This is a genomic window from Nioella ostreopsis (assembly GCF_004000255.1).
GTDB classification, from domain to species: Bacteria; Pseudomonadota; Alphaproteobacteria; order Rhodobacterales; family Rhodobacteraceae; genus Nioella; species Nioella ostreopsis.
Map to the genome: position 1 here is coordinate 65,959 of NZ_RCIQ01000015.1, position 25,903 is coordinate 91,861.

A 25,903-nucleotide genomic window follows, 5' to 3' on the forward strand; every position below is an offset into this window, starting at 1 on the left:
GCGTCAGGTTCGGTGCAGAACCTCCAGCCCCAGAACCGTGGGCAGGTGGCGGGCGATCTCGGACCAGGTTGCACCTTCGTCGAAACTGGCGAAGACGGACCCGGTATTGGTGCCGAAATAGACGCCTGCGGGATCGGCCCGGTCGGTGGACATGGACTGGCGCAGGACGGTGAAGAAACAGGCGGTTTGCGGCAGGCCCGCACGCATCGCCTGCCAACTGTCGCCCCCGTCGGAGGACCGCCATACAGCGGCGGCGGCATCGGGCGGGAAACGGCCCGCCATGTCGCCATTCAAGGGGATCGTCCAGATCATCGCCGGATCATGGGGATTGACGGCAATCGGAAAGCCGAAGGTCGAGGGCAGCCCTTCGGTGATATCGTCCCAGGATCGGCCCTCGTCCCGGCTGCGGAACACGCCGTGGTGGTTTTGCTGGTAGAGCGTCCCGTCACTGGCGCGTTGCATATTGTGAACACAATACCCGGTCTGCCCGTCACGCGGCGCGGCGGGGTGGTCGTGATGGCCGCAGCTTTCCGCGTTGGACAGGCGATTGCGCCGGTCCCAGCTTTGGCCGCCATCCTCGCTGACGAAGACCCCGGCGGCGGAAATGGCGATCCACAGCTTTGACGGATCCGTCGGATGCGAGACGATTGTGTGCAGCGTCAGCCCGGCTGCTCCCGGCCCCCAGCCTTCGCGGCTTTCGTGACTGGCGAGGCCTTCGTTCCGGGTCCAGCTCTGCCCGCCATCGCGGCTTTCCAGCAGGGTGCCGGGCTTCACGCCCGCAGAAAGCACCCCATGGGCCTGATGCAGCGACCAGACCGAGTGCAGATCCTTGCCGAAAGGCGGCGGCGTATCCGTCCAGCCGATAATCGCGGCGAATTCGGCGTCGTTGGCGGCCCATTCGTCCATCTGACCAGAGGACAGCTTGGCCAGGTCCCATGTCTCGCCCCCATCCTCCGACCGCCAGACGCCCGCTCCATGCCAGTCGCCGCCGCCGCCCGCCCAGATTGTGCCGGTGTCGGGATCGCCCACCATGTGGTTGATCGGCCAGCCGCCGCAATGGGGGCCGCTGACCTGCCAGCCGCTGCGATCTTCGCCGCCCGTGATCAGGAACGCACCCTTGGTGGTGCCGACGAGAACGGTAATGGATTGAGGCATGGGAAGACTCGCGCTTGGGTGGTGTATTCCAACAGAATAGCAGCTATTGCGCGAGTCCCCCAAGCCCCTTGGGGTCAGGCCGCGACGGGCAAGTCCTCGTAGTCCTGTGCAGTGGCTTTCGGAACCGGGATCGGGGTGAAGTAGGACAGGGACTCTTCCAACAGGCGCAAGGCCGTATCAGGGTCGAGTGTTTGGGTGGTTTCAGATTTGGACATATCGGGCCTCTTTGGCTTTGGATGTCCTCCCTGCGGATCAGAATAGGGTCTGTCATGCGCAGGCACATCTGCCAATTCGGCATAGGGAGATTGCGGTTTTCGCATATGGGGCAAGGGCTTACCCAAGGTCACCCGGTCATCAGCTGCCCCGCCAGCCCCAAAAGGAACCCGGCCACCGCCCCAAGCGGCGGGGCATGGCGATTGCGCAGGGCGGCTTGCGGGGCGATATCTTCGAAGATCAGATAGAGGATGCCACCCGCCGCAAAGAGCATGATCCCGCCAAGCACCGCGGGTGCGTCGGACAGAACGATGTGACCAGCGGCGGCGGAGGCGGGGCCAACCAGCACCAATGCACAGAAGAGCATCAGAACCCGGCCCGGAGCCATGCGCCCTTTGTGGATCAGCTCTCGGTAGGCGTTGAACCCCTCCGGGACGTTTTGCAGAAAGATGATCCCCGCCAGCAGCCACGCGGTCTGCGACCCGCTGGCCATCAGTGCCCCGAGGGCGAGCGACTCTGGCAGGAAGTCGAGCAGCATCGCCACCAGCTGCGGGCCGCCGCCGCCCTTGCGGTCCAGCTGGCTGTCGACCCAGGCAAAGGCCAGTCCACCAAGCGCAAAGAGCAGGATCGCCACTGGTGCGGCCACATGGGCCGTGCCTTCGGGCACCAGCACCAGAGCAACGGCAGAGAGCAGCGCCCCGCCGCCGAAGGCGATGACCGTGTGGCGCAGTTCGGTTTCCAGCCAACGGGGGCGGATATGTTCCATGCGGGCCAGCAGCCCGCCAAGCGGGATGGCCAGCCCGGCCAGTGTGGACAGGATAAGCGCGAGGATCAGGCTATCTGCGATCTGGGGCATGGGCGCGGCTACGGGTTGCGCATGCAGTATTGCGGGGGATGGGCGCCTTCTGTGAACTCCACCCCGCCGCAAGCGGCGCATCGCCAGCGGGCGCGACCCCAGGGGGCGGGGCGCGCGTCGGGTTCCCAGAGACAGTCGCGCGTGGGGCTGTCGGACTCGGGTGGGTGCCCGACATGTGTGCCTTTGCGTCTTGCACGCGCCATGCCCATCAGCAACGCCCCAATCCTGAGCCACAGGAAGATGGCCAGCAGCGTCAGCCCCGCCACCAGACCCGGATGGTCCTGAGGCAGATATTCGCGCAGCCAGGGCGGCAGGATGGCATCGAGATCGGTCATGTCCCGGTCAGGATAGCCCCGCCCGCCGTGGGGGCAAGGGGCGACGAACGTTGCAGCTGAGATTGACGGGTCGAACGGTCAAACCGGGTCGCCCGTCTGTCACCCCACCATGGGCCTGCGATCGGGGTAGATCACCTCGGACACGCCCTGTTCCTCAAGATCGAGACTGAACGTGTCGAGCCCGACATCGGCCTTGTGCTCCAACTCTGCCGGATAGAGATAGACCAGCCCCAGGATGGTCACCTTGTCCCCGTTCGGCAGATCAAAGCGCACGGCCTCGTCCGGCAGGATCGTCGGATAGCTGACCATGGCGGCACTCATCCCCGTATCGCCGGAATAGGGCGCCCCGTCCGGGGAGGACAGCGTGTGACCATCCGCCAAGAACGCCCCGGCGCTGTGCGGATAGCGGGCGTAGTGCTTGAGATACTTGATCGGCCACCAAGTCGCGGCATCGTCGTTCCAGCGCTGCTGCATGATCTCGACCACCTCGTCGCCCCAGTCTGCATGCAGCCCGATCATCAGCTCGGCCCGGCCCCAAATCGCGGGGTCGCCATTGTCCGGCACGGCCATGCGTTCGTTGCTCATGCCCAGGGTCACGAAGACCCAGTGGTCGCGGGTGCCTGTGGGGGCAAAGCACAGGATGTCGATCGGCACGACATCCGACACCAGTTCATGAAAGAGGATCGGCTGAACGCCAAACGCTTCGGCCAGCCTGTCCCGGATCACCTCATGACCTGGCAGGGCAAGGGGCTCAGGCCCGTGCGACGCGGAGGCGGTGTCTTTCGTCCGTGCGGGCTTTTGCGCGCCGCCGAAAATCTTCTTCAGGAATTTCATCGGGATGGAACCTTTCTTGGTGCAGAGGGGGCGAGGGTTTAGGCTCGTGCCGTCCGCGAGCGAAATTGCTCTCACGAGATCTTGAATGATGCGGCCCGACGGGGCTGCGGTTTGAAATGGCATTGGTCGGAGGGACGCGTGAAATGACGCTTGTCCGGGGGTGATCAGGCTGGCGAGCCGCGTCATGCATGGGCGAAACGGTCGGGGAGACAGGGATATGCCCCGCGCTCTTTCCGCCGTCCTTACCCTCGTTACGCAACATCAGAACCGATACTCGTGAACCCGATCGGCTGGATGGTCCTGCATTCGCGGGGCGGAGTAAACCCCCCTGACGAGAGTCGAAAAAGAAACGGGCCGGCGACGGGGATGTCACCGGCCCGAACTCGGAATGTCTTACGGATCAGAGCTGCCGCTCGACCATCATCTTCTTGATCGACGCGATGGCCTTGGCCGGGTTCAGGCCCTTGGGGCAGGTCTTGGTGCAGTTCATGATGGTGTGGCAGCGGTAGAGCTTGAAGGGATCCTCCAGCTCGTCCAGGCGCTCGCCCGTCGCCTCGTCGCGGCTGTCGATGATCCAGCGATAGGCATGGAGCAGCGCGGCGGGGCCAAGGTAGCGATCGCCGTTCCACCAATAGCTTGGGCAGGAGGTGGAGCAGCTGGCGCACATCACGCATTCATAAAGACCGTCGAGCTTCTTGCGGTCCTCGATGGACTGGCGCCACTCTTTCTCGGGCCGCTGCGTCTTGGTTTCCAGCCACGGCATGATGCTGGCATGCTGCGCGTAGAAATGCGTCAGGTCCGGGATCAGGTCCTTGACCACCGGCATATGCGGCAGCGGGTAGATCTTCACGTCGCCCTTGATCTCGTCCATGCCGTAGATACAGGCCAGCGTGTTGATCCCGTCGATATTCATCGCGCAGGATCCGCAGATGCCTTCGCGGCAGGAGCGACGGAAGGTCAGGGTCGGGTCGATCTCGTTCTTGATCTTGATCAGCGCGTCCAGAACCATCGGGCCGCAGGTGTCCATGTCGACGAAATAGGTGTCGACCTGCGGGTTTTTGCCGTCATCGGGGTTCCAGCGATAGATCTGGAACTTGCGGATATTGGTGCCGCCCGTGGGCTTGGGCCAGGTTTTGCCCGTGATGATCTTGGAGTTACGGGGAAGCGTGAATTGAACCATGTCCTCGTCTCCTTAGAAGGTCCGCGCCTTGGGCGCGATTTTCTTGAGCGAAATGCCGCCCTCGGTTTCGGTGGTCAGCGGGTCGGTGATGACCGGGCGGTAGTCCAGCGCGACGCTGTTGCCCTCGACACGGGACACCGTATGGACGCGCCATTTCTTGTCGTCGCGCTCGGGGAAATCCTCATGCGCATGGGCGCCACGGCTTTCCTGACGGGCCTCTGCGCCGACGATGGTGGCCAGGGCGTTCGGCATCAGGTTGGTCAGTTCCAGCGTTTCCATCAGGTCGCTGTTCCAGACCATGCTGCGGTCGGTGACTTTCAGATCGCCCATCTTGCCAGCGATGGCGGTCATTTTCTCGACGCCTTCGGACAATGTCTTGGAGGTGCGGAAGACGGCGGCGTCGGCCTGCATGGTCTTCTGCATCTCCAACCGCAGCTCGGCGGTCGGGGTGTCGCCATTGGCGTAGCGCAGCCCGTCGAAGCGGCCGATGGCCTTGTCGACGGAGGCCTGGTTCAACGCCTGCATCGTGGACTCGGGATCGACGACCTGACCGGCGCGGATCGCGGCGGCGCGGCCGAAGACCACGAGGTCGATGAGCGAGTTGGAACCAAGGCGGTTCGCCCCGTGAACGGAGGCGCAGCCCGCCTCGCCCACGGCCATCAGGCCGGGCACAATCGCCGTCGGATCCTTCTTGGTCGGGTTCAGAACCTCGCCCCAGTAGTTCGTGGGAATGCCGCCCATGTTGTAATGCACCGTCGGGATGACCGGGATCGGTTCCTTGGTGACGTCGACACCGGCGAAGATCTTGGCGCTTTCCGAGATGCCGGGCAGGCGTTCGGCCAGTGCCTCGGCAGGCAGGTGGGAAAGGTTCAGGTGGATATGGTCGCCCTCTGCGCCCACGCCACGGCCTTCACGGATTTCCATGGTCATGGAGCGGCTGACGTAATCGCGCGGGGCGAGGTCCTTGTACTGCGGCGCGTAGCGTTCCATGAACCGCTCGCCCTCGCTGTTGGTCAGGTAACCGCCTTCGCCGCGGGCACCTTCGGTGATCAGGCAGCCGGAGCCATAGATGCCGGTCGGGTGGAACTGCACGAATTCCATGTCTTGCAGCGGCAGGCCCGCGCGGGCCACCATGCCGCCGCCGTCGCCGGTGCAGGTATGGGCAGACGTGGCGGAGAAATAGGCACGGCCATAGCCGCCCGTTGCCAGCACCACCATCTTGGCGTTGAAGACATGCATGGTGCCGTCGTCGAGCTTCCAGGCCACGACGCCCTGACACTGCCCGTCCTCGGACATGATCAGGTCGGTTGCGAAATACTCGATATAGAATTCCGCATTGTGCTTCAGCGACTGACCGTAAAGCGTGTGCAGGATGGCGTGGCCGGTGCGGTCGGCGGCGGCGCAGGTACGCTGCACGGCGGGGCCTTCACCGAATTCGGTCGTGTGGCCGCCGAAGGGACGCTGGTAGATCTTGCCTTCCTCGGTGCGGCTGAACGGAACGCCGTAATGTTCTAGCTCATAGACCGCCTTGGGGGCTTCCCGCGCGAGGTATTCCATCGCGTCGGTATCGCCGAGCCAGTCGGAGCCCTTGACGGTGTCATACATGTGCCACTGCCAGTGGTCGGGGCCCATGTTGGAGAGCGACGCGGCGATGCCGCCCTGTGCCGCCACGGTGTGGCTGCGGGTCGGGAACACCTTGGACACGCAGGCGGTCTTCAGCCCCTGTTCGGCCATGCCGAGCGTTGCGCGCAGGCCGGAGCCCCCGGCACCGACGACAACGACGTCATAGGAGTGGTGATGGATTTCGTAGGACGCGGTCATTTTTCTTGATCTCCTGTCCCTGGATTACAGCGCAATCTGGGCGAGCGAAACGAGGCCGAAGGCCATCAGCCCGTAGCTGATGCAGGCCGAGACGATAATGGCGACTTTGCGGGCGAGGCCCTGCATGTAGTCTTCGATCACCATCTGGATCCCAAGGCGGAAGTGGTAGAAGCCGACGATCAGCATCAGGGCAGCCGATACGGCGGGGAAGGGGCGCGACAGGGCGGCCTGCACATCGGCATAGGGCTCCCCCAACAGCGGGCCGAAGCTGAACAGGAACATCGGTGTGATGATCAGCAGCGCCACGGCGGTTACGGTGGTCTTCCAGAAATGATCGGTGCCCGATTTGGCCGAGCCGAGGCCAATCACGCGTTTGCGGTCGGTCATAAGTGCCATGGATCAGCCCCTCAGATTGCGATGATTGTCAGGAAGGTCAGCGCGACGCTGCCGATGATCATGCCCCAGCCCATCTTGTCGCTGTCATCGGGATCAAGGCCATAGCCCATGTCCCAGACCAGATGGCGGACGCCGGCCAGCGCGTGATACCACAGCGCCAGAACGCAAAGCGTCATGAGGATGTCACCGAAGATGCAGGTCAGCAGCCCGTCCACAAACTCGAAATAGGCTTCGCTGGTTGCGGCGGCCATCAGCCACCAGACGACCAGAACCGCCCCGCCAAGAAGCGCGACACCGGTAATCCGGTTCAGGATCGAGGTCGCGGAGTTGAGTTGCTTGCGGTAGATCTGCAAGTGCGGGGACAGCGGACGGTTGCCGCGATTGACGTCAGCCATGGCGAACACCCTTTCAGGTTGTGCTAGGTGATTGCTTGTTCCCCTTATGCATAACGCCTTTTTTCAAGGAGTCACCTATCCGCGCGCAGATTTGCCCCGGTTTTTTTGCAGATTTTTGTGTCTTATCGCCGCAGAGCGGCATTTTGTGATCACGTCCTCAAATAGTGTGATCACAAAAAGGAAAGACCGAAGCCACCCATCAGCACGGCCAACAGAACCATAGAGACTCGCCAAGGCGTCTGCACGCCGGTCCTCTCTTCCAGCTGACGTGTATAGACCGTGATTGGCATGCCGATGATCAGGCCGACCAGCACCGGACGCAGCCGGATGATGAAGTTCGAGTCCGCCTCGATCATGTCCGCGAACAGGTAGATCGACACGCCCGAGGCCAGCAGCGCCGCCCCGAGCGCACGGCCATGAGACAGCAGGATCGTCTCCAGGATCTCGCTCATCTCGCCGCCCGCTTTTTCGACCATGTCCCGATGGTATTGCGTCGGCAGGCTGCCGAAGAGATAGCGCGCGGCCATGAAGATGGTGCCCAGTGAAGCGAGGTAATAAAGCGCGATAGCCAGCGAATGCATGAAGATCCCTTTCAGACCTGTCCTTTTGGGCAGGTTAACCGAAAGTTAACGTCAGAAATAGGGCATTGTCGCGCCGCAAACCGTGCAAAACTCGCACTTTTAAGGGGTTTACCGGATTTATCGGGGTTTATCGCGGGATTGTGCCTCAGACGGGAACAAGAACCCAATAATCCAGATCCAGTAGCACTTCGGGCAGGTATTTCCCGTCTTCACCCTTCAATTCCCCTGCCTGACCGCCCTTGGTTGCCACAAGCCGCAGCCGCAGCGCGCCGACGCCGGGGGCGGCGGTCTCTGCCCTGTCCAGCACCTCTGTCCAGGCTTTTACCGTATCGCCCGCGAAACAGGGGTTGGCATGGGCGCCCGCGTTGATGCCCGCGATCAGCTGCGCATTGGCCAGCCCGTTGAAACTGAGCGCGCGGGCCATCGAAATCACATGCCCGCCATAGATCAGCCGCTGACCATCCGGGCGGAACGTGGCGTCGAAATGCACCTTGGCGGTGTTCTGCCACAGGCGCGTGGCGATCATGTGCTCGGCTTCCTCGATGGTCACGCCATCAACATGGTCGATGATTTCACCGACCTCATAGTCGCCCCACCGATGCGGCTCACCTGCGAGGGTGAAGTCGTACCTGCTGAAATCCAGCCCCTCGGGGATGATCAGGCTATCGGCAGGAACCACCTTGGCCAGATCGGGGATCACCGTTTCCGGCGCGGGCGCGTCCAGATCGTTTTTACGCACCATGACCCAACGGACATAGTCCAGAACGACCTCGTCCCGCTGATTGAGCCCTTCCGTGCGCACATAGACCACGCCCGACTTGCCATTGGAGTTCTGCTTGAGCCCGATGACTTCAGAGACCGAGCGCAGCGTATCGCCGGGGTAAACCGGCTTTCTGAAACGCCCCTCGGCATAGCCAAGGTTCGCCACGGCGTTCAGTGAGACATCCGGCACGGTCTTGCCAAAGACCACATGAAACGCGGCCAGATCATCCAGCGGCGAGGCCGGCAACCCGCAGGCGCGCGCGAATTCATCGGAGGAATGCAGCGCGTGCCGGGCGGGATAGAGCGCGTGGTAAAGCGCCCGCTCACCCCCCGACACGGTGCGTGGCACCGCGTGGTGGATACGCTGGCCAAGCCTGTAATCCTCGAAGAAATTGCCGGGGTTCGTCTTGGCCATGTGCCTGTGTCTCTCTTATTATCGGGGCCTAGCCGAAGGGCCAGTATCCCAGCCAGAAGTGAATGTAGCCGATCACGCCCATCAGGATGACCGAAGCCACAAGGAACATGCCGTCCTTGGCGTAGGTTCCGGTCTGTGTGGGGTGCCAGCGGGGCTCTGCCCGGTTGATCACGACGACCTCGACAATGGCCCAGATCAGCAACCCGCCGAACAGGATCACCGACGCCAGATCGCCATTGACCAGCAGATGCGCCACGGCCCAGAGGCCGAAGCCCGTCAGCATCGGGTGGCGCATGTTGTTGAGCAGCTTGCCCTTCCGTGGGGCCGGGCTCATCATGAAGATCGCAATCAGCACCAGCAGGTTGTTTACATGCGTGGCCCAGACCGGCGGATACCAGACCTGCCCCACCTCTGCCCCGCGAAAGCCGATCACCATCAACACGATGCTGGCCAGAAGCGCCAGAGCAATCGGGCCCCTGCCCTTGTCGCCCATATTGGCGCGGGCAGCGGGGGCTGCGCGTTTGAACAGATGGGCACCGGCCCAAAGGACGATCCCGAGGATCATGAGGATGAGGTACATGTGCGTCTCCCGCTGGCTGACTGGTTTGTTGCGTCAGCCCGCCTGCATCGCAGCAATCGCTTCCGCCTTTGCCAAGGTGGCCTTGGCGGTGGCGACATGCAAGTTCTCGACGATCTTTCCGTCGACAACGGCCACACCCTGTCCGCTGGCCTCGGCCTCCTCAAAGGCCGCGATCTGGCGGCGGGCGAGGTCAACCTCGGCCTCGGAGGGCGCAAAGGCGGCGTTGGCGATATCGACCTGTGCGGGATGGATCAGCGTCTTGCCGTCAAAGCCCATGTCACGACCCTGGTCGCATTCGGCGCGCAGCCCCTCGTCATCCTTGAAGGCATTGTAGACCCCGTCGACAATCACGATCCCCTCGGCCTTGGCGGCCAGCAGGCTGAGGCTGAGCCCCGCCATCATCGGCAAGCGGTCGGCGCGAAAGCGGGTGTTCATTTCCTTGGCCAAGTCGTTGGTGCCCATGACGAAGCCCTGCATCTGCGGATGGGCGGCAATCTCGGGCGCATTGATCATGCCCCTTGGCGTTTCCATCATCGCCCAGATGGGTTTGTCACCGACAAGGGCGGCCAGCGCATCGACCTGCGCCGCGCTTTCCACCTTGGGCAGCAGCACCGCGTCGCAATCCATGGCGGCGGCGGCCTTGGCATCGGCCTCCCCCCACCCGGTATCGAGCCCGTTGATCCGCACGATCCGCATCCGGTTGCCATAGCCACCAGCGGCCAGGGCATTAGCCAGCGTGGCGCGGGCATTGACCTTTTCCTCGACCGCGACCGCGTCTTCCAGATCGAAGATGATCGCGTCTACAGGCAGGGTCTTGGCCTTCTCCAACGCCCGCTCTTTCGAGCCGGGGATATAGAGAACAGAGCGGAAGGGGCGTGCGGTCTGGGTCATGAAAACCGTCCTTTCGGGCAAGATCGGCGGCACAAAACACAAAGAATGCTGCGAATGCAAGTTGCTTTATGCCGCAACGTAGCGAAATTTTCTTTCGCGGCGCGACAGCTTGGATTAACCGAATCTTCGCGTTTCTGCGGCAGGCTTTCCCGATCTTTGAATGGGAGCTTCGGGCGGAACCGTCGCTTTCCCTGCATCTCTGCCCGTTCCCGCAACGAAAGGCAGACAGGATGACCCGCCTCGCTTCTCTCTTTATCGCGCCCTTCGCGCTGCTGGTGCTGCCCGCCATGGCAGACGCGCAAACCGCCCGGACGATCTGTGCCGAACGCGACCAGATCGTCGGCACCCTGACCGGCTATTTCGGCGAAACCGCCCGCAGTTGGGGCATGGGCCCGGCAGGCCGCATCGTCGAAATCTTCGCGTCTGACGAAACCGGCACCTGGACGATCACCGTCACCGCCCCCGATGGCACCACCTGCCTGGTCGCATCCGGGAATTCATGGGAGGATCTGGCCCGGGGTCCGGCTGGCGAGGCGACCTGAACGCAGGCACCTTTCCCGCCAAAATGCGGTTAATAGCCTCCCATTTCACATTGTGGCATACATTTGCATACATTTTGACCAGCCCGAGAACATGGATTTTTATTTTGATTCCAGCGCGTTATCCGCCTCATTCGCCGCAGTGCGGCAAGATGGGGCTTTCCGCCGCGCCGCAAGGCCCTTGCGCGACTCCCCTAGTGCGGCTAGGCCACTTGGCAACTTCAACTGAGCTCGGAGACGAATTCTCATGGCCAGACCCAAGATTGCCCTTATCGGCGCAGGCCAGATCGGCGGCACCCTTGCCCATCTCGCAGCAATCAAGGAACTCGGTGACGTCGTTCTGTTCGACATCGCCGACGGCGTGCCGCAGGGCAAGGCACTCGACATCGCGGAATCCGGCCCCTCGGAAGGGTTCGATGCCGCCATGTCCGGCACCACATCCTATGCCGACATTGCCGGTGCCGATGTCATCATCGTCACCGCAGGCGTGCCCCGTAAACCGGGCATGAGCCGCGACGACCTTCTGGGGATCAACCTCAAGGTCATGAAATCCGTAGGCGAGGGCATTCGCGACAATGCCCCCGACGCCTTCGTGATCTGCATCACCAACCCGCTGGATGCGATGGTCTGGGCGCTGCAGCAGTTCTCGGGCCTGCCCGCGAACAAGGTTGTCGGCATGGCAGGCGTGCTCGACTCCGCCCGCTTCCGCCATTTCCTGTCGGTGGAATTCGGCGTGTCCATGCGCGACGTCACCGCTTTCGTTCTGGGCGGCCACGGCGACACCATGGTGCCGTCGGTCCGCTACTCCACCGTTGGCGGCATCCCGCTGCCCGACCTGGTGGAGATGGGCTGGACCACGCAGGAGAAGCTGGACGCCATCGTGCAGCGCACCCGTGACGGCGGCGCGGAAATCGTCGGCCTGCTGAAAACCGGATCTGCCTATTACGCCCCCGCCACCTCGGCCATCGAAATGGCAGAGGCCTACCTGAAAGACCAGAATCGCCTGCTGCCCTGCGCGGCCTATTGCGACGGCGAATTTGGTTTGAACGGCATGTATGTGGGCGTGCCCACCATCATCGGCGCCGGCGGCATTGAAAAGATCGTGGACATCAAGCTGTCGAAGGACGAGCAAGCGATGTTCACCAAATCGGTCGATGCGGTCAAAGGTCTGGTCGAGGCCTGCAAGGCGATCGACGAAAGCCTCGCCTGAGCGAGTCCGATACGGTAAGCAAAGGGCAGCCTTCGGGCTGCCTTTTTCGTTTCGGGATCAGTAGGGGCCAGCACAGCATGTTCAAACCCGCCACCGGCATGCATTACCACCGGTTCCTGAGGAACCTGCACGAAACCACGCTGCTGGACTGGTACATGGAAATCGGCTGCCGGGACGGATCTTCCTTTGCGCCGGTCCGATCGAAAACCATCGCGGTTGACCCCTTCTTCCGGGTGGAGCGCAACGCGATCGGAGCCAAGCCCGCGCTGCATATCTTCCAGCAGACCAGCGACGATTTCTTCGCCAGCGGATTTCTGGACGCGCTCGACATTCGGCTGAGCCTGAGCTTTCTCGACGGGATGCACCTGTTCGAGTACCTGCTGCGCGATGTCATCGAGACCGAAAAGCGGTCACGCCCCGAAGGCGTGATCATGATGCATGATTGCTGCCCCTTCGATCACGAGATGACCACGCGCGATCTGGACAATATCCCCAAAGCGGCCTGGACCGGCGATGTGTGGAAACTGCTGCCGATCCTCCAGCAGTATCGCCCCGATCTGAAGATTGACGTGCTGGACTGCAAACCCACGGGCCTTGTGATGCTGTCCAACCTGGACCCGGACAATGCCGCCTTGTCGGAGGCCTATGATCAGATCCTCGCGGACTGGACGGATGTCACGCTGAAGGACCATGGCGCGGACCGCTTCTACGACAGTTTCGAGTATGTCAGCGCCCGCCGTCAGGCACGCGCTGGCCATCCGCTGTTGTCTGCGGTCAGACTGGATGACAGTGCCGGCTTTACCCCCGTCATGATGTCTTCCTGAGCGATCCCGATTGCCACCAATCCTGAGATATCAGTGATTCGTCGCAGCCAGCCCCTTGAGAACAAGGGACTTCCCATTTGTGATCACACCTTTTCCGACTGTGATCACAAATCCGGCTTTTTTCGGCAAATGCCCGCCGAAACGGCAAAATGGCGTTTCTTTGCACGCATGACTTGTGCTTAGACGGACGGGACCAAGTAGCAACATGGGACAGTTTCATGAACATTCATGAATACCAGGCGAAGGCTTTGCTTCGCAATTACGGCGCCCCGGTCAGCGATGGCCGCGTGGTCCTGAGAGCTGAAGACGCCAAAACCGCAGCCGGTGAACTCGATGGCCCGCTTTGGGTGGTCAAGGCACAGATCCACGCGGGCGGCCGCGGCAAGGGTTCGTTCAAGGAAGCCGATGCAGGCGAAAAGGGCGGCGTGCGTCTGGCCAAATCGGTGGAAGAAGCCGCCGATGAAGCCAAAAGGATGCTGGGCCGCACCCTTGTGACCCACCAGACCGGCCCCGCCGGGAAGCAGGTCAACCGCATCTATATCGAAGACGGATCGGGCATCGAGACCGAGATGTATCTGGCCCTGCTGGTGGACCGCCAGACCAGCCGCATTTCCTTCGTCTGCTCGACCGAGGGCGGCATGGATATCGAAGAGGTCGCCGCCGCGACGCCTGAAAAGATCCTGTCCTTCTCCGTCGATCCCGCAACCGGATATCAGCCGTTCCACGGCCGCCGCGTTGCCTTCTCTCTCGGGCTGAAGGGCCCGCAGGTCAAGCAGTGCGTGGCGCTGATGGGGCTGCTCTACAAGGCCTTCACCGAGAAGGACATGGAGATGCTGGAGATCAACCCGCTGATCGTGACCGACAAGGGTGATCTGAAGGTGCTGGACGCCAAGGTCGGTTTCGACGGCAACGCCATCTACCGCCACCGTGACATCGCCGAACTGCGCGACGAGACCGAGGAAGACCCCAAGGAACTCGCCGCCTCCAAGTATGACCTGAACTACATCGCGCTCGACGGCGAGATCGGCTGCATGGTGAACGGCGCGGGCCTCGCCATGGCGACGATGGACATCATCAAGCTCTACGGCTCGGAGCCTGCCAACTTCCTCGACGTGGGCGGCGGTGCGACCAAGGAAAAGGTGACCGAAGCCTTCAAGATCATCACCTCGGACCCCAACGTGAAGGGCATCCTGGTGAACATCTTCGGCGGCATCATGCGCTGTGACATCATCGCCGAGGGCGTGGTGTCGGCCGTGAAGGAAGTGGGCCTTCAGGTTCCGCTGGTCGTCCGACTGGAAGGCACCAATGTCGAAAAGGGCAAAGAGATCATCAACACCTCCGGCCTCAACGTGATCGCTGCCGACGACCTGAAGGACGGCGCGCAGAAGATCGTGGCGGCGGTCAAGGGGTGATCGCCCTGCGCGGCATAAACCGGGCTTCGGCCTCTTTGGCGTTGGTGGCGGTCTGTGCCGCCGCCGATGCCAAGGCTGATGGTGCGGTTGCGGACCGCGCCATCGCGGGCTTTGCCGCGCATTGCTTCGATCCCCGCCTCACGGCGGACCGGGTGTCAGACCTGCTTCACCCGACCGGAGCGCGGGTTGATTTCTATGACCTAGACCCATTCCTGACGGTTCCGGCCTCTCCGGTCATGGGACGCGCTGCGACAGAGGGCACCGACCGGCGCTGCGAGCTTGCCTTCGACGGCGACCATGCGGACCGTGCCGCCGAAGCCGCGCTTGCGGCACTGGCGGCGGAAGGCATCGACACCCCGGCAGATATCCCCGCCAGCCATGGCGCAACGCCCGGCACCGTCCTTCTGGGCGCACGCCAGCTGAACCCTGTCCGCGTGGCGGTTGTTCATGTGGGCACGCGCCCCGGCCCGAACGGGATCGAGACATTCCTGAACGTGGAGCGGCTGATGCCGTCCGCGAACTGAGGAAGGGGGAGCAGACGTGACCGATCAGCGGCCCATCTCCCATCCTTCGGGAAAGCGCGAGCGCTGTATCGTGCATATGGGCCTGAACAAGACCGGATCCACCACCTTGCAGGGCTGGTTGCAGATCAACCGGGCAGCGCTGCGCGATCAGGGCATCTGGTATGACAGCCTTGAACCCCATGGCGGCCCGCATCTGTCGACCGCCGTTGGTTGGACGATCTATGCCCATTCGCAACGCACCAACTACGTCCCGGGTGGCTGGCAGGCGCAGTCATACCGAATTCGGAGCCGCGCTGACCTGCAGGAACGGCTGGACCAGTTCCTAACCGGTGTCGAAGCCACCTTTCCTCCGCACGGCGAAGGCACTTATCTGACCTCGTCCGAACATATCGGGGCAGGTATTAAGAATGTGCCTGAGATGGAGAAGCTGCACAATTGGTTTGCCACACGCTTTAGTGAGGTGCGCTATGTGGTCTATATCCGCGAGCAGACCGATTGGGTTGCGAGCGCCTATGTGCAGGCGGTCAGGTCTGGCACGACGGACAGCCTTGATGCCTATATCGAACGCTTCGGGTTAAACGATTATCACGCGCTGATCAAAAAATGGCGCGGCGTCGCGGGGGACGAGAATGTCGATGTGCGGCTCTTCGACCGGGCGGCTTTCGAAGGCGGCGACCTGATTGACGATTTCGCCCATGCCATCGGCGCCGATGCCAGCCAGACCCGTCGCCCTTCGCGGCTCAACGACTCCATGCCGCTCTATCAGCTTCACCTGCTGCTCTGGACCAGCCGCCTTTTCGGTAAAGCCATCGAAAAGCTGGGACTGATCCGCGCCCAGCGCCGCTTCTACAGCCGCAACATGCCTTTCCTTTTCGGCAGCAAGCGCCTGCGTCTCAGCCCGGAACAGGCGGCGCGCGTGCGGGCGATGAATGCCGACAGCAACGAAGCGCTTCGCGCGCTTGCCTTTCCCGCAGCGGACAGCCTGTTTCCGGGCGCCTCTGCATCTCAATCACCCCGGTCCGCGCCAGGCGCGGCCGCAGCAATCCCGCAAGTGACAGGACAATAAAATGGCCGTACTCGTAGATGAAAACACCAAGGTGATCTGTCAGGGCTTTACCGGCTCGCAAGGCACCTTCCACTCTGAACAGGCCATCGCCTATGGCACCAAGATGGTCGGCGGCGTGACGCCCGGCAAAGGTGGCATGACCCATCTGGACCTGCCCGTGTTCGACAGCGTTCACGAAGCCAAGCATGTGACCGAGGCCAACGCGTCGGTGATCTACGTGCCGCCGCCCTTCGCCGCCGATTCGATCCTCGAAGCCATCGACGCCGAGATGGAGCTGATCATCTGCATCACCGAAGGCATCCCGGTTCTGGACATGATGCGCGTCAAGCGCGCGCTGGAAGGCTCCTCCTCCAAGCTGATCGGCCCCAACTGCCCCGGCATCATTACCCCCGACGCCTGCAAGATCGGCATCATGCCCGGCCATATCCACAAGCGTGGCTCCGTCGGTGTCGTGTCCCGCTCGGGCACCCTGACCTATGAGGCCGTGAAGCAGACCACCGATGTGGGTCTGGGCCAGTCCACCTGTGTGGGCATCGGCGGCGACCCGATCAAGGGGACCGAGCATATCGACGTGCTGGAATGGTTCCTGGCCGATGACGAGACCGAGTCGATCATCATGATCGGGGAAATCGGTGGCTCGGCCGAAGAAGACGCCGCCCAGTTCCTCGCCGATGAGAAGAAGCGCGGCCGCTGGAAGCCGACCGCAGGCTTCATCGCAGGCCGCACCGCGCCTCCGGGCCGCCGCATGGGCCATGCCGGCGCCATCGTCGCCGGTGGCAAGGGCGGCGCCGAAGACAAGATCGAAGCCATGCAGTCCGCCGGTATCGTCGTGGCCGAAAGCCCCGCCGGTCTGGGTGAGGCTGTGCTGAAGGCGATTGGATAAACACACTTTCGCGCAGGGCGGGGATGGCCCGCCTTGCGCCCGACCCACGGACAGCATGTTGAGATTTCCAGACAGCTACAATCCCGGTTTTTTCAAGGCGCCCTTTTCCAAGGGGCGGGCGTCATCGGTCTTGTATTGGCTGCGTCATCCGGCTGGTCACGCGCACCCGAATAGCGCCGCATGGGGGCACCGATGACCCCTGTCCAAGCCACAAAAACCTGCCTGCAAACCCCTTTCAGACTGACGGGCCGCGCCGCGCGGTCCGAGTTCTGGGGTTTCATGCTGATCCTTGTGGGGATGGGGGTGCTGGCCGTCGCCCTTGACCGGCTGTTCTTTACCCGTGTGCTGATCGACACCGTCAGCGATACCCGCCTGGGCACCACCAGCCGTCACCCGGTCCTGAAGCTCTGGTCGCTGGTGGCTTTGGTGCTGATGATCCCGGCCGCAGTGCGCCGCCTGCACGACATCGACTATCGCGGCTGGTGGCTGATGATGACCCCGCCGGTGTTTCTGGTGCTGGGAGTCACCTTCATTCTCGCCGTTTCCTCGGCGATGTCGACGATGCCCCGCTCTGCGGCCGCACGAATGGCCGAAACCCTGTTTCCGATTGCCGCAGCGGCCTTCCTCTTCGTCATTGCGCTGACCATCTTTCTGCTGGCCCGCAAGTCGACACCCGGCCCCAACCGCTTTGGCCCCAACCAGAAAGAGCGTGTCCAATGACTCCATTTCGCTCCGGCATTAAGACTCACGCGCCGCGCGCCGCTACCACTGGGTTTAGCCTGCTGCGCAGCGCCGTCGCGGCTTGGGCCATGCTGTGCTTTGCAAGCGCTGCGGCCGTGGCAGCGCCAGCAGAAACCGACCCGATCTACGCCCCTTGCCTGACAGGCCATACGGATATAGACGCCTATGCCGCCGAAATGGAGGGGCATGGCTGGGAACAGCTGGCAGCGGACAGCCCGGAAAGAGCCGAGGCTGTCGCAACGGTGGCCCAACCCGGACTTGCGGTGGCAAGGCTGACCCGCGCATTTGAAGGCATGGGCGATGTCAGCGTCTTCCTGGACCGGGCCGCAAGATGGGGCGCGCTCCAGTACCGGGCCCCGGCGCACGTGTTCCGTCGCGACGGCGTGTCGGCGAGTGTTCTTCTTCTGCCTGACAGCACAAATTCGGTCAGATTGTCGTGCGTTTTTGCGGCACCAAACCTGCCTGAAGCCACTGAAATTCTTGGCGACCGTGACGCGCTGCCCGGTTTCGCCTTCTCATCCGCACTCGTCGAACCGGACGGCACCGACGAGACTGACGGCCCTCGCGTCGCCGCCTTGCGGTTCGAAGGTCCAGCGCTTCTGACCGCCTTGCTGACCGGTCGGCACGCCATATTCGTAGATTGGAGCATTGAGGTATCCGAATGACACATCGCTTCCGTCCGCTCCCCTATTTCACCGCCGATTGAGGTTCAAATCTGATGACCGAGCAAAGCCCCAACGACCTATTCCAGGCCTCCAGCTTCATGCAGGGCCACAACGCGGAATATCTGGAACAGCTCTATGCCCAGTATGCCAACGATCCCAATGCGGTCGATGCGGCGTGGCAGGAGTTCTTCCGCGCCCTTGGCGATGCGGAACCCGATGTGAAGGCAGAGGCCGCTGGCCCCTCCTGGGCGCGCGCCGACTGGCCGCCTGCGCCCAATGATGATCTGACCGGGGCGCTGACCGGCGAATGGCCTGCACAGGCCGAGGCAAAGGGTGCCGAGAAGAAGATCCGCGAAAAGGCGGCGGAAAAGGGCATTGAGGTGACTGATGAGGTCATCAAGCGCGCGGTTCTGGATTCGATCCGCGCCCTGATGATCATCCGCGCCTACCGGATCCGGGGCCATCTGGTGGCCGATCTCGATCCGCTCGGCATGCGCAGCCAGACCCCGCACCCGGAACTGGACCCGAAATCCTACGGCTTCACCGAAGGTGACATGGATCGCCCGATCTTCATCGACAATGTGCTTGGCCTGCAGGTCGCGTCGATGCGCCAGATCGTGGACATCGTGAAGCGCACCTATTGCGGCACCTTCGCGCTGCAATACATGCATATCTCAAACCCCGAAGAAGCCGGCTGGCTGAAGGAGCGGATCGAGGGGTTCGGCAAGGAAATCGCCTTCACCCGCGAGGGCCGCAAGGCGATCCTGAACAAGCTGGTCGAGGCCGAGGGCTTCGAGAAATTCCTGCATGTCAAATACATGGGCACCAAGCGTTTCGGCCTTGATGGCGGCGAGGCGCTGATCCCCGCGATGGAACAGATCATCAAGCGCGGCGGCAATCTCGGACTGAAGGAAATCGTCATCGGCATGCCCCACCGCGGCCGTCTGTCGGTTCTGGCCAATGTGATGGGCAAGCCCTACCGCGCGATCTTCAACGAGTTTCAGGGCGGCAGCTTCAAGCCCGAGGACGTGGATGGCTCTGGCGATGTGAAATATCACCTCGGGGCCTCCAGCGACCGGACCTTCGACGACAATTCCGTGCACCTCAGCCTGACCGCCAACCCCTCGCACCTGGAGGCGGTGAACCCCGTGGTTCTGGGCAAGGTCCGCGCCAAGCAGGATCAGCTGAACGACGAGGAACGCCGCGCGGTTCTGCCGGTGCTGTTGCATGGCGATGCGGCCTTTGCAGGTCAGGGCGTGGTGGCCGAGGGCTTTGGCCTCTCCGGCCTCAAGGGTCACAAGACCGGCGGCACCATGCATATCGTGGTGAACAACCAGATCGGCTTTACCACCGCGCCGCATTTCAGCCGCTCCAGCCCCTATCCCACGGATATCGCGTTGATGGTGGAAGCCCCGATCTTCCACGTGAATGGCGACGATCCCGAGGCCGTGGTGCATGCCGCCAAGGTCGCCACCGAGTTCCGCCAGAAGTTCGGCAAGGACGTGGTGCTGGATATCTTCTGTTATCGCCGGTTCGGTCATAACGAGGGCGACGAGCCCATGTTCACCAACCCGATCATGTACAAGAAGATCAAGAGCCATAAGACCACCCTTCAGCTCTACACAGAACGGCTGGTCAAGGACGGGTTGATCCCCGAGGGCGAGATCGAGGACATGAAGGCCGCGTTCCAAGCCTATCTGAACGAGGAGTTCGAGGCCGGCAAGGAATTCAAGCCCAACAAGGCCGACTGGCTGGACGGGCGCTGGTCGCATCTGGACAAGAAGGGCGAGGAATACCAGCGCGGCGAGACCGCCATCGCGCCGGAAACCTTCGCGGAAATCGGCCGCGCGCTGACCACCGCGCCGGACGGCTTCAACCTGCACCGGACCGTGGGCCGCCTTCTGGAAACCAAGAAGCAGATGTTCGAGACCGGCGAAGGCTTTGACTGGGCCACCGCCGAGGCGCTGGCCTTCGGCTCGCTTCTGACCGAGGGTTACCCGGTTCGCCTTGCCGGGCAGGACGCCACGCGCGGCACCTTCTCGCAACGCCATTCCGGTCTGATCGACCAGGACAGCGAAGACCGCTACTATCCCTTGAACCACATCCGCGAAGGGCAGGCGCAATACGACGTCATCGACTCGATGCTGTCGGAATACGCGGTGCTTGGCTTCGAATACGGCTATTCGCTGGCCGAACCCAATGCGCTGGTCCTTTGGGAAGCGCAGTTCGGCGACTTCGCCAATGGCGCGCAGATCATGTTCGACCAGTTCATCAGCTCGGGCGAACGCAAATGGCTGCGCATGTCAGGCCTTGTCATGCTGCTGCCCCATGGCTTCGAAGGCCAGGGGCCGGAACACAGCTCCGCCCGGCTGGAACGCTTCCTGCAAATGTGCGCCGAGGATAACTGGATCGTGGCGAACTGCACGACGCCCGCGAACTACTTCCACATCCTGCGCCGCCAGATCCACCGCGACTACCGCAAGCCGCTGGTGCTGATGACGCCGAAATCGCTGCTGCGCCACAAGCTGGCGGTGTCCAAGACCGAGGAAATGACCACCGGGTCCAGCTTCCACCGCGTATTGTGGGACGATGCCCAGTACGGCAATTCCGATACGCAATTGGTGGCCGACGACAAGATCAAGCGCGTGGTGATGTGTTCGGGCAAGGTCTATTTCGACCTGCTGGAAGAACGCGATGCGCGGGGCCTCGACGATGTCTACCTGATGCGTCTGGAACAGTTCTATCCCTTCCCGGCGCTCAGCCTGATGAAGGAACTGGAACGCTTCAAGCAGGCCGAAATGGTCTGGTGTCAGGAAGAGCCAAAGAACCAGGGTGCCTGGAGCTTCGTGGAACCCAATATCGAATGGGTCCTCAGCCGCATCGGCGCCAAACACACACGGCCCGCCTATGCCGGCCGCAACGCCTCTGCCTCGCCCGCCACGGGCCTGGCCAGCCAGCACAAAGCACAGCAAGCCGCGCTCGTGAACGACGCGCTTACCATCGAGGGGAAATAAGATGTCCGTAGAAGTCCGTGTGCCCACTCTGGGCGAGAGTGTGACCGAGGCAACGGTCGCCACCTGGTTCAAGAAGCCCGGCGATACCGTCGCGGTGGATGAAATGCTGTGCGAGCTGGAAACCGACAAGGTGACGGTCGAGGTGCCCTCGCCCTCCGCAGGCACCCTGGCCGAGATCGTGGCCGCCGAAGGCGAAACCGTTGGCGTCAATGCCCTGCTGGCGACGCTCTCTGCCGGGGATGGCGCAGCCCCCGCCCCGGCTGCCGACGCCGCCCCCGCCGCCGACGCCCCTGCGGCCTCTGGCGGTGACGCCGTCGACGTCATGGTGCCGACGCTTGGCGAAAGCGTGACCGAGGCCACCGTCTCGACCTGGTTCAAGAAGGTGGGCGACACAGTCGCTCAGGACGAAATGCTGTGCGAGCTGGAAACCGACAAAGTGTCGGTCGAGGTGCCCGCGCCAGCCTCCGGCGTGCTGTCGGAAATCGTTGCGCCGGAAGGCTCGACCGTCAACGCCTCTGCCAAGCTGGCCGTGATCGGCGGCGCGTCCGCTGCGGCGTCCGCCCCTGCCGCCGCTCCGGCCGAGGCCCCCGCCGCCTCCGCTGCAAGCGCCGACGTCAAGAACGCGCCATCCGCTGAAAAGCTGATGGCGGAAAAGGGTCTGTCGCCCGATAACGTGCAGGGCACCGGACGCGACGGGCGCATCATGAAGGAAGACGTGATGAAAGCCGTCGTCGCCCCGGCCCCGGCCCCCGCAGCTGCCGCCCCTGCCCCCGTGGCCGCCCCGCGCGCCCCGGTCAGCGCCGATGACGCCGCGCGCGAGGAACGGGTCAAGATGACCCGCCTGCGCCAGACCATCGCCCGCCGCCTCAAGGACGCGCAGAACACCGCCGCGATCCTGACCACCTATAACGAGGTGGACATGACCGAGGTCATGGCGCTGCGCAACCAGTACAAGGACCAGTTCGAGAAGAAGCACGGCGTGCGCTTGGGCTTCATGTCCTTCTTCACCAAGGCCTGCTGTCACGCGCTGAAAGAGGTGCCCGAGGTCAATGCCGAAATCGACGGCACCGACATCGTCTACAAGAACTTCGTCCATATGGGCGTCGCCGCAGGCACCCCGCAGGGTCTTGTTGTTCCGGTCATCCGCGACGCCGACCAGATGAGCTTTGCCGAGATCGAGAAGGCCATCGCCGAAAAGGGCAAGCGCGCCCGTGACGGCAAGCTCTCCATGGCGGAAATGCAGGGCGGCACCTTCACCATCTCGAACGGCGGCGTCTACGGCTCGCTCATGTCCTCGCCGATCCTGAACCCCCCGCAGTCGGGCATCCTCGGCATGCACAAGATCCAGGATCGGCCCATGGTCATCAATGGCGAGATCAAGATCCGCCCGATGATGTATCTCGCCCTGTCCTACGATCACCGCATCGTCGACGGCAAAGGCGCGGTGACCTTCCTGGTGCGGGTCAAAGAAGCGCTGGAGGATCCCCGGCGGTTGCTGATGGATCTGTGAGAGAAGGGTGGACTGTCATCATCCTTTATCTATCTATTGCAAGGGCGGGGGTTTCCCCGCCCTCCTTTGTTGATAGGCACCGTCATGACCCCCGAACTTACATATCTCGCCTACTCGGTCGTTCTGTTGATTGCCCATGTCCTTGTGCAGGCTACTTTTTCGGACCTGTCCAAGGGGATCGGATGGGCGCTTGGCCCTCGCGATGAGGATCGCGAACAAAACCCTTTGGCGGAACGCCTCCAAAAGGCGCTGCGAAACTATCTGGAAACCTATGTCGCCTTCGTTGCCCTTGCCCTGGCCGTGACCGTCGCAGATGCAGGAAATGAAACGACGGCGCTTGGCGCGGCGGTTTGGTTCTGGGCGCGCGTTGTCTATGTCCCGGTCTATGTTTCGGGTGTTCCTCTGATCAGATCTGTCGTTTTCTTTGTCTCTCTGGCGGGCCTCGGGCTTATGCTCATTCAGTTGCTATGACCCCCGAACTCACCACCCTCGCCCTCGCCGCCCTCTGGCAAGTCGTGCAGATCGCCCTCATGGCGATCCCCGCGAATCTGGAGCTTGGCACCGCAAAGACTCTCTCCCCCCGCGACCCGGACCGCCTGCAAAAACCGCTGATGGAACAGGTCAGCCTCCGCACGGGCCGCCTGCACCGGGCCATGACCAACCATTTTGAGGGGCTCATCCTCTTCACCATCGCCGTGGTCGTGGTGACATTGGCCGAAGCCTCCTCCCCCCTCACCACCGCCTGCGCCTGGACCTACCTTGCCGCGCGCATCCTCTACGTGCCCGCCTATGCCTTTGGCTGGGTGCCGTGGCGGTCGGCTTTCTGGACCGTGGGGCTTGGGGCCACGGTCGTCATGCTGGTGGCGGCTCTGATCTAGGAGAACAGAAAGAATTTTCTGGAAAATTCTTCAGGGGCCTTCCGAAAAATCTTCCTGAAGATTTTTCCTGCCCGCCTCCGCCGCGACCGCTTTCATTTGCCCTTTCTCCCTGCGCGCGGCATACTCTGCCCAAACGCGCCATCAGAGCGCCGGAACGAGCCGTCACACGAAGGGCCAAGCCGATGAGCAGCCGCTTTGGAACCCGCACCGTCCTGTCCTGCATGAAGAACGAGGGGATCTTCCTGCTCGAATGGGTGGCCTATTACCGCCTTCTCGGGGCCGATCATATCGTCGTCATCAGCAATGACTGCGCCGATGGAACCGATATGATGTTGGACCGGTTGCAGGAATTGGAGCAGGTCAAGCACATCCGCAATCGCGGCTACGAGGCCGACAGCCCGCAAATCCACGGCCTGCGCATGGCCAAGGACGAGATCGAGGAAGTGGCCGAGGCGGACTGGCTGCTGCATGTGGACAGCGACGAATTTCTGAACGTCTTTCATGGGGATCACAGGCTGGATGACCTGATCGACGTGGTGCAGGGCTTCGACGCCTGCGCCATCGCCTGGCGGCCCTTCGGCGATGGCGGCCACAAGACCTGGCCCGGCGGCAATGTGCTGGAACAGTTCACCCACTGCGACAAGAAACCCTTCTGGTCCACCGCCTTCCACAAGGCCCTGTTCCAGCCGAAGAAGTTCCAGACCATGACCGTGCACATGCCCAAGCACCCGCTGCGCCCCGATGCCAGCCATTGCAACGCCATGGGAGAGGCCATCGACACCACCGCGCTCTATACCATGGCCCATGAACGCCACCGCGGCATGGACCGCGAGAAACTCACCTGGGACGGGGCCTGCATCAACCACTACACGATCAAGTCCGAGGATCTCTTTCTGCTGAAGAACGACCGCGGCGACGGGGCCGACCGGGGCGGCACCAAGCGTTACCTCAACTCCACCTTCCACCGCCGCTACAACACGAACCGGCGCGAGGATACGTCGATCCTGCGTCACCTGCCGGAGCTGCAGGACCGGATCAACGCGCTGCGCGCCGACCCCCTGCTGGCCACGCTGGAACAGGCCTCCAACATCTGGTGGGACAACCGCCGAAAGCGCGTCCTGACGCCGGAGCGCATCGCCGAATGGACCCTGCCCGCGGACGAGGAGAAAGCCGCATGACCAGCCGTCACGGGGACAAGGTCGTTCTGTCCTGCATGCGCAACGAGGGCATGTTCCTCTTGGAATGGATCGCCTATTACCGCGTGATCGGCTTCGACAAGGCGGTGATCGTCACCAACAACTGTACCGACGGCACCGACCTGATGCTCGACCGGTTGCAGCAGATGGGCTACGTCCGCCACCTCAGAAACGACTGGCGCGGCGCGGGTCGCCCGCAGATGGAAAGCCTCCGCATCGCGCGCGAGGATGTCGATGATCTGGTGCTGGCCGAATGGTGCCTGCATGTGGACAGCGACGAGTTTCTCAACGTGACCTGCGGCAATGGCCATGTGGATGACCTGCTCGACCTGATGCCGCCCACGGAATCCATCGCCATCGCCTGGCGGCTCTTCGGCAATTCCGGTCATGAAACCTGGCCCGGCGGGCTGGTGACGGAAAATTTCACCATGGCCAAGGCGGAACCGGCCTGGAACTCCTGCCTGCACAAGGCGATGTTCAAGGCGCGCAAGTTCTCCGCCGTTTCGATCCACATGCCGAAACACCCGACCCATCCGAAGGTGCGCAACCACAACACGCGCGGGGTGCAGATCACATCCGACTCGCTCTTCAAGCCGCCCCATGAACGCCACCGCAAGATGGACCGGGCGGAACTGACCTGGGACAATGCCCAGATCAACCACTACGCCATCCGGTCCGACGACACCTACCTGATGAAGAACGACCGGGGCGCGGCGAACACGCAAGGTCTGGGAAAATACTTCAAGGATTCAATATTTTACCAACGCTGCAACCGCAACGAGGTCGAGGATAGCTCGATCCACCGCCTGCTGCCGAAGGTAAAGGAGGAGCTGGAGGAACTGCGTGAAGACCTGATCCTCTACCACCTCGAACAGGCCGCCCTGCATTGGTTCCATGAACGCCGCGACCGGATCCTGACGCCCGAGAAGATCGCGGAATGGACCGCACCGCCGATGGATCCGGCCTTGCTGGACGCAGCGGAATAGCCGCCAGGCCCGTTTGTGATCACAAAAATGAGGACTCCGAA

The 25,903-nt window shown here is 62.7% G+C and carries 28 protein-coding genes; 15 read left to right on the forward strand and 13 right to left on the reverse strand.

What is annotated here, in order from left to right; translation table 11 throughout:
• Positions 1-3: 3 nt before the first annotated feature.
• The 13 genes from EP237_RS15535 to EP237_RS15590 form a co-directional block, all read right to left on the reverse strand.
• Positions 4-1,155 (reverse strand): sialidase family protein, encoded by a 1,152-nt coding sequence (locus tag EP237_RS15535; RefSeq protein ID WP_127561821.1) that lies wholly within the window; start codon positions 1,153-1,155, stop codon positions 4-6.
• Between the two features lie 74 nt (positions 1,156-1,229).
• Positions 1,230-1,370 carry a hypothetical protein gene (locus EP237_RS23165; protein WP_164744725.1) on the reverse strand — a complete coding sequence of 47 codons (141 nt, stop codon included), beginning with the start codon at positions 1,368-1,370 and terminating at the stop codon, positions 1,230-1,232.
• 128 nt (positions 1,371-1,498) lie between these two features.
• Entirely contained in the window at positions 1,499-2,224 is a 726-nt protein-coding gene (locus EP237_RS15540) for a ZIP family metal transporter (protein WP_127561822.1), read from the reverse strand.
• A gap of 8 nt (positions 2,225-2,232) precedes the next feature.
• A complete protein-coding gene (locus EP237_RS15545) occupies positions 2,233-2,559 on the reverse strand; it encodes a hypothetical protein (protein WP_127561823.1) in 327 nt (108 codons plus the stop codon).
• 99 nt (positions 2,560-2,658) lie between these two features.
• Positions 2,659-3,393 (reverse strand): suppressor of fused domain protein, encoded by a 735-nt coding sequence (locus EP237_RS15550; RefSeq protein WP_164744726.1) that lies wholly within the window; start codon positions 3,391-3,393, stop codon positions 2,659-2,661.
• 400 nt (positions 3,394-3,793) lie between these two features.
• The gene (locus EP237_RS15555) at positions 3,794-4,573 is read right to left on the reverse strand and encodes a succinate dehydrogenase iron-sulfur subunit (RefSeq protein WP_127561825.1); all 780 of its coding nucleotides are present in this window, start codon (positions 4,571-4,573) and stop codon (positions 3,794-3,796) included.
• Between the two features lie 12 nt (positions 4,574-4,585).
• Entirely contained in the window at positions 4,586-6,394 is a 1,809-nt protein-coding gene (sdhA, locus tag EP237_RS15560; protein WP_127561826.1) for a succinate dehydrogenase flavoprotein subunit, read from the reverse strand.
• A 24-nt stretch (positions 6,395-6,418) separates the two neighbouring features.
• Entirely contained in the window at positions 6,419-6,790 is a 372-nt protein-coding gene (gene sdhD, locus EP237_RS15565) for a succinate dehydrogenase, hydrophobic membrane anchor protein (protein ID WP_127561827.1), read from the reverse strand.
• A gap of 11 nt (positions 6,791-6,801) precedes the next feature.
• Positions 6,802-7,185 (reverse strand): succinate dehydrogenase, cytochrome b556 subunit, encoded by a 384-nt coding sequence (gene sdhC, locus EP237_RS15570; RefSeq protein WP_127561828.1) that lies wholly within the window; start codon positions 7,183-7,185, stop codon positions 6,802-6,804.
• 170 nt (positions 7,186-7,355) lie between these two features.
• On the reverse strand, positions 7,356-7,766 hold the full coding sequence (locus tag EP237_RS15575; RefSeq protein ID WP_127561829.1) for a hypothetical protein: 411 nt from the start codon (positions 7,764-7,766) through the stop codon (positions 7,356-7,358).
• Between the two features lie 145 nt (positions 7,767-7,911).
• Positions 7,912-8,943: a MaoC family dehydratase gene (locus tag EP237_RS15580; RefSeq protein WP_127561830.1), complete on the reverse strand. Its 1,032-nt coding sequence runs from the start codon at positions 8,941-8,943 to the stop codon at positions 7,912-7,914.
• 28 nt (positions 8,944-8,971) lie between these two features.
• A complete protein-coding gene (locus EP237_RS15585) occupies positions 8,972-9,523 on the reverse strand; it encodes an NnrU family protein (protein WP_127561831.1) in 552 nt (183 codons plus the stop codon).
• A gap of 33 nt (positions 9,524-9,556) precedes the next feature.
• On the reverse strand, positions 9,557-10,414 hold the full coding sequence (locus EP237_RS15590) for an HpcH/HpaI aldolase/citrate lyase family protein (protein ID WP_127561832.1): 858 nt from the start codon (positions 10,412-10,414) through the stop codon (positions 9,557-9,559).
• Positions 10,415-10,644: 230 nt separating this feature from the next.
• Here EP237_RS15590 and EP237_RS15595 point away from each other — a divergent pair, with 230 nt between their 5' ends.
• The 15 genes from EP237_RS15595 (at position 10,645) to EP237_RS15665 (ending at position 25,862) form a co-directional block, all read left to right on the forward strand.
• On the forward strand, positions 10,645-10,956 hold the full coding sequence (locus tag EP237_RS15595) for a hypothetical protein (protein WP_127561833.1): 312 nt from the start codon (positions 10,645-10,647) through the stop codon (positions 10,954-10,956).
• A 244-nt stretch (positions 10,957-11,200) separates the two neighbouring features.
• Positions 11,201-12,163 carry a malate dehydrogenase gene (gene mdh, locus EP237_RS15600; protein WP_127561834.1) on the forward strand — a complete coding sequence of 321 codons (963 nt, stop codon included), beginning with the start codon at positions 11,201-11,203 and terminating at the stop codon, positions 12,161-12,163.
• A 77-nt stretch (positions 12,164-12,240) separates the two neighbouring features.
• Positions 12,241-12,987: a class I SAM-dependent methyltransferase gene (locus tag EP237_RS15605; protein WP_127561835.1), complete on the forward strand. Its 747-nt coding sequence runs from the start codon at positions 12,241-12,243 to the stop codon at positions 12,985-12,987.
• 218 nt (positions 12,988-13,205) lie between these two features.
• Complete coding sequence (gene sucC / locus EP237_RS15610; protein WP_127561836.1) at positions 13,206-14,399, forward strand: ADP-forming succinate--CoA ligase subunit beta; 1,194 nt, start codon at positions 13,206-13,208, stop codon at positions 14,397-14,399.
• A complete protein-coding gene (locus EP237_RS15615) occupies positions 14,396-14,923 on the forward strand; it encodes a succinyl-CoA synthetase subunit beta (protein ID WP_240661663.1) in 528 nt (175 codons plus the stop codon). The genes sucC and EP237_RS15615 overlap by 4 nt, the downstream gene beginning before the upstream one ends.
• Before the next feature lie 16 nt (positions 14,924-14,939).
• Entirely contained in the window at positions 14,940-15,989 is a 1,050-nt protein-coding gene (locus tag EP237_RS15620) for a hypothetical protein (protein WP_127561837.1), read from the forward strand.
• A gap of 1 nt (position 15,990) precedes the next feature.
• Positions 15,991-16,872 (forward strand): succinate--CoA ligase subunit alpha, encoded by an 882-nt coding sequence (gene sucD, locus EP237_RS15625; protein ID WP_127561838.1) that lies wholly within the window; start codon positions 15,991-15,993, stop codon positions 16,870-16,872.
• Positions 16,873-17,064: 192 nt separating this feature from the next.
• Entirely contained in the window at positions 17,065-17,592 is a 528-nt protein-coding gene (locus tag EP237_RS15630; protein WP_164744727.1) for a DUF805 domain-containing protein, read from the forward strand.
• Positions 17,589-18,278 (forward strand): hypothetical protein, encoded by a 690-nt coding sequence (locus EP237_RS15635; RefSeq protein ID WP_127561840.1) that lies wholly within the window; start codon positions 17,589-17,591, stop codon positions 18,276-18,278. The genes EP237_RS15630 and EP237_RS15635 overlap by 4 nt, the downstream gene beginning before the upstream one ends.
• A 53-nt stretch (positions 18,279-18,331) precedes the next feature.
• Positions 18,332-21,292: a 2-oxoglutarate dehydrogenase E1 component gene (locus EP237_RS15640; RefSeq protein WP_127561841.1), complete on the forward strand. Its 2,961-nt coding sequence runs from the start codon at positions 18,332-18,334 to the stop codon at positions 21,290-21,292.
• A 1-nt stretch (position 21,293) separates the two neighbouring features.
• The gene (gene odhB / locus EP237_RS15645) at positions 21,294-22,802 is read left to right on the forward strand and encodes a 2-oxoglutarate dehydrogenase complex dihydrolipoyllysine-residue succinyltransferase (protein WP_127561842.1); all 1,509 of its coding nucleotides are present in this window, start codon (positions 21,294-21,296) and stop codon (positions 22,800-22,802) included.
• Positions 22,803-22,886: 84 nt separating this feature from the next.
• Positions 22,887-23,273 carry an MAPEG family protein gene (locus EP237_RS15650; RefSeq protein WP_127561843.1) on the forward strand — a complete coding sequence of 129 codons (387 nt, stop codon included), beginning with the start codon at positions 22,887-22,889 and terminating at the stop codon, positions 23,271-23,273.
• On the forward strand, positions 23,270-23,680 hold the full coding sequence (locus EP237_RS15655) for an MAPEG family protein (protein WP_127561844.1): 411 nt from the start codon (positions 23,270-23,272) through the stop codon (positions 23,678-23,680). The genes EP237_RS15650 and EP237_RS15655 overlap by 4 nt, the downstream gene beginning before the upstream one ends.
• Before the next feature lie 182 nt (positions 23,681-23,862).
• Positions 23,863-24,858 (forward strand): glycosyltransferase family 2 protein, encoded by a 996-nt coding sequence (locus EP237_RS15660; RefSeq protein ID WP_127561845.1) that lies wholly within the window; start codon positions 23,863-23,865, stop codon positions 24,856-24,858.
• Complete coding sequence (locus EP237_RS15665) at positions 24,855-25,862, forward strand: glycosyltransferase family 2 protein (RefSeq protein WP_164744728.1); 1,008 nt, start codon at positions 24,855-24,857, stop codon at positions 25,860-25,862. Before EP237_RS15660 ends, EP237_RS15665 begins: the two co-directional genes overlap by 4 nt.
• Positions 25,863-25,903: the final 41 nt, after the last annotated feature.

What these genes read in the sequence shown, in the direction of transcription:
- EP237_RS15535 (WP_127561821.1), bottom strand. Translation starts at nt 1,155, where the DNA reads ATGCCTCAATCCATTACCGTTCTCGTCGGCACCACCAAGGGTGCGTTC.
- EP237_RS23165 (WP_164744725.1), bottom strand. Translation starts at nt 1,370, where the DNA reads ATGTCCAAATCTGAAACCACCCAAACACTCGACCCTGATACGGCCTTG.
- EP237_RS15540 (WP_127561822.1), bottom strand. Translation starts at nt 2,224, where the DNA reads ATGCCCCAGATCGCAGATAGCCTGATCCTCGCGCTTATCCTGTCCACA.
- EP237_RS15545 (WP_127561823.1), bottom strand. Translation starts at nt 2,559, where the DNA reads ATGACCGATCTCGATGCCATCCTGCCGCCCTGGCTGCGCGAATATCTG.
- EP237_RS15550 (WP_164744726.1), bottom strand. Translation starts at nt 3,393, where the DNA reads ATGAAATTCCTGAAGAAGATTTTCGGCGGCGCGCAAAAGCCCGCACGG.
- EP237_RS15555 (WP_127561825.1), bottom strand. Translation starts at nt 4,573, where the DNA reads ATGGTTCAATTCACGCTTCCCCGTAACTCCAAGATCATCACGGGCAAA.
- sdhA (WP_127561826.1), bottom strand. Translation starts at nt 6,394, where the DNA reads ATGACCGCGTCCTACGAAATCCATCACCACTCCTATGACGTCGTTGTC.
- sdhD (WP_127561827.1), bottom strand. Translation starts at nt 6,790, where the DNA reads ATGGCACTTATGACCGACCGCAAACGCGTGATTGGCCTCGGCTCGGCC.
- sdhC (WP_127561828.1), bottom strand. Translation starts at nt 7,185, where the DNA reads ATGGCTGACGTCAATCGCGGCAACCGTCCGCTGTCCCCGCACTTGCAG.
- EP237_RS15575 (WP_127561829.1), bottom strand. Translation starts at nt 7,766, where the DNA reads ATGCATTCGCTGGCTATCGCGCTTTATTACCTCGCTTCACTGGGCACC.
- EP237_RS15580 (WP_127561830.1), bottom strand. Translation starts at nt 8,943, where the DNA reads ATGGCCAAGACGAACCCCGGCAATTTCTTCGAGGATTACAGGCTTGGC.
- EP237_RS15585 (WP_127561831.1), bottom strand. Translation starts at nt 9,523, where the DNA reads ATGTACCTCATCCTCATGATCCTCGGGATCGTCCTTTGGGCCGGTGCC.
- EP237_RS15590 (WP_127561832.1), bottom strand. Translation starts at nt 10,414, where the DNA reads ATGACCCAGACCGCACGCCCCTTCCGCTCTGTTCTCTATATCCCCGGC.
- EP237_RS15595 (WP_127561833.1), top strand. Translation starts at nt 10,645, where the DNA reads ATGACCCGCCTCGCTTCTCTCTTTATCGCGCCCTTCGCGCTGCTGGTG.
- mdh (WP_127561834.1), top strand. Translation starts at nt 11,201, where the DNA reads ATGGCCAGACCCAAGATTGCCCTTATCGGCGCAGGCCAGATCGGCGGC.
- EP237_RS15605 (WP_127561835.1), top strand. Translation starts at nt 12,241, where the DNA reads ATGTTCAAACCCGCCACCGGCATGCATTACCACCGGTTCCTGAGGAAC.
- sucC (WP_127561836.1), top strand. Translation starts at nt 13,206, where the DNA reads ATGAACATTCATGAATACCAGGCGAAGGCTTTGCTTCGCAATTACGGC.
- sucD (WP_127561838.1), top strand. Translation starts at nt 15,991, where the DNA reads ATGGCCGTACTCGTAGATGAAAACACCAAGGTGATCTGTCAGGGCTTT.
- EP237_RS15630 (WP_164744727.1), top strand. Translation starts at nt 17,065, where the DNA reads ATGACCCCTGTCCAAGCCACAAAAACCTGCCTGCAAACCCCTTTCAGA.
- EP237_RS15635 (WP_127561840.1), top strand. Translation starts at nt 17,589, where the DNA reads ATGACTCCATTTCGCTCCGGCATTAAGACTCACGCGCCGCGCGCCGCT.
- EP237_RS15640 (WP_127561841.1), top strand. Translation starts at nt 18,332, where the DNA reads ATGACCGAGCAAAGCCCCAACGACCTATTCCAGGCCTCCAGCTTCATG.
- odhB (WP_127561842.1), top strand. Translation starts at nt 21,294, where the DNA reads ATGTCCGTAGAAGTCCGTGTGCCCACTCTGGGCGAGAGTGTGACCGAG.
- EP237_RS15650 (WP_127561843.1), top strand. Translation starts at nt 22,887, where the DNA reads ATGACCCCCGAACTTACATATCTCGCCTACTCGGTCGTTCTGTTGATT.
- EP237_RS15655 (WP_127561844.1), top strand. Translation starts at nt 23,270, where the DNA reads ATGACCCCCGAACTCACCACCCTCGCCCTCGCCGCCCTCTGGCAAGTC.
- EP237_RS15660 (WP_127561845.1), top strand. Translation starts at nt 23,863, where the DNA reads ATGAGCAGCCGCTTTGGAACCCGCACCGTCCTGTCCTGCATGAAGAAC.
- EP237_RS15665 (WP_164744728.1), top strand. Translation starts at nt 24,855, where the DNA reads ATGACCAGCCGTCACGGGGACAAGGTCGTTCTGTCCTGCATGCGCAAC.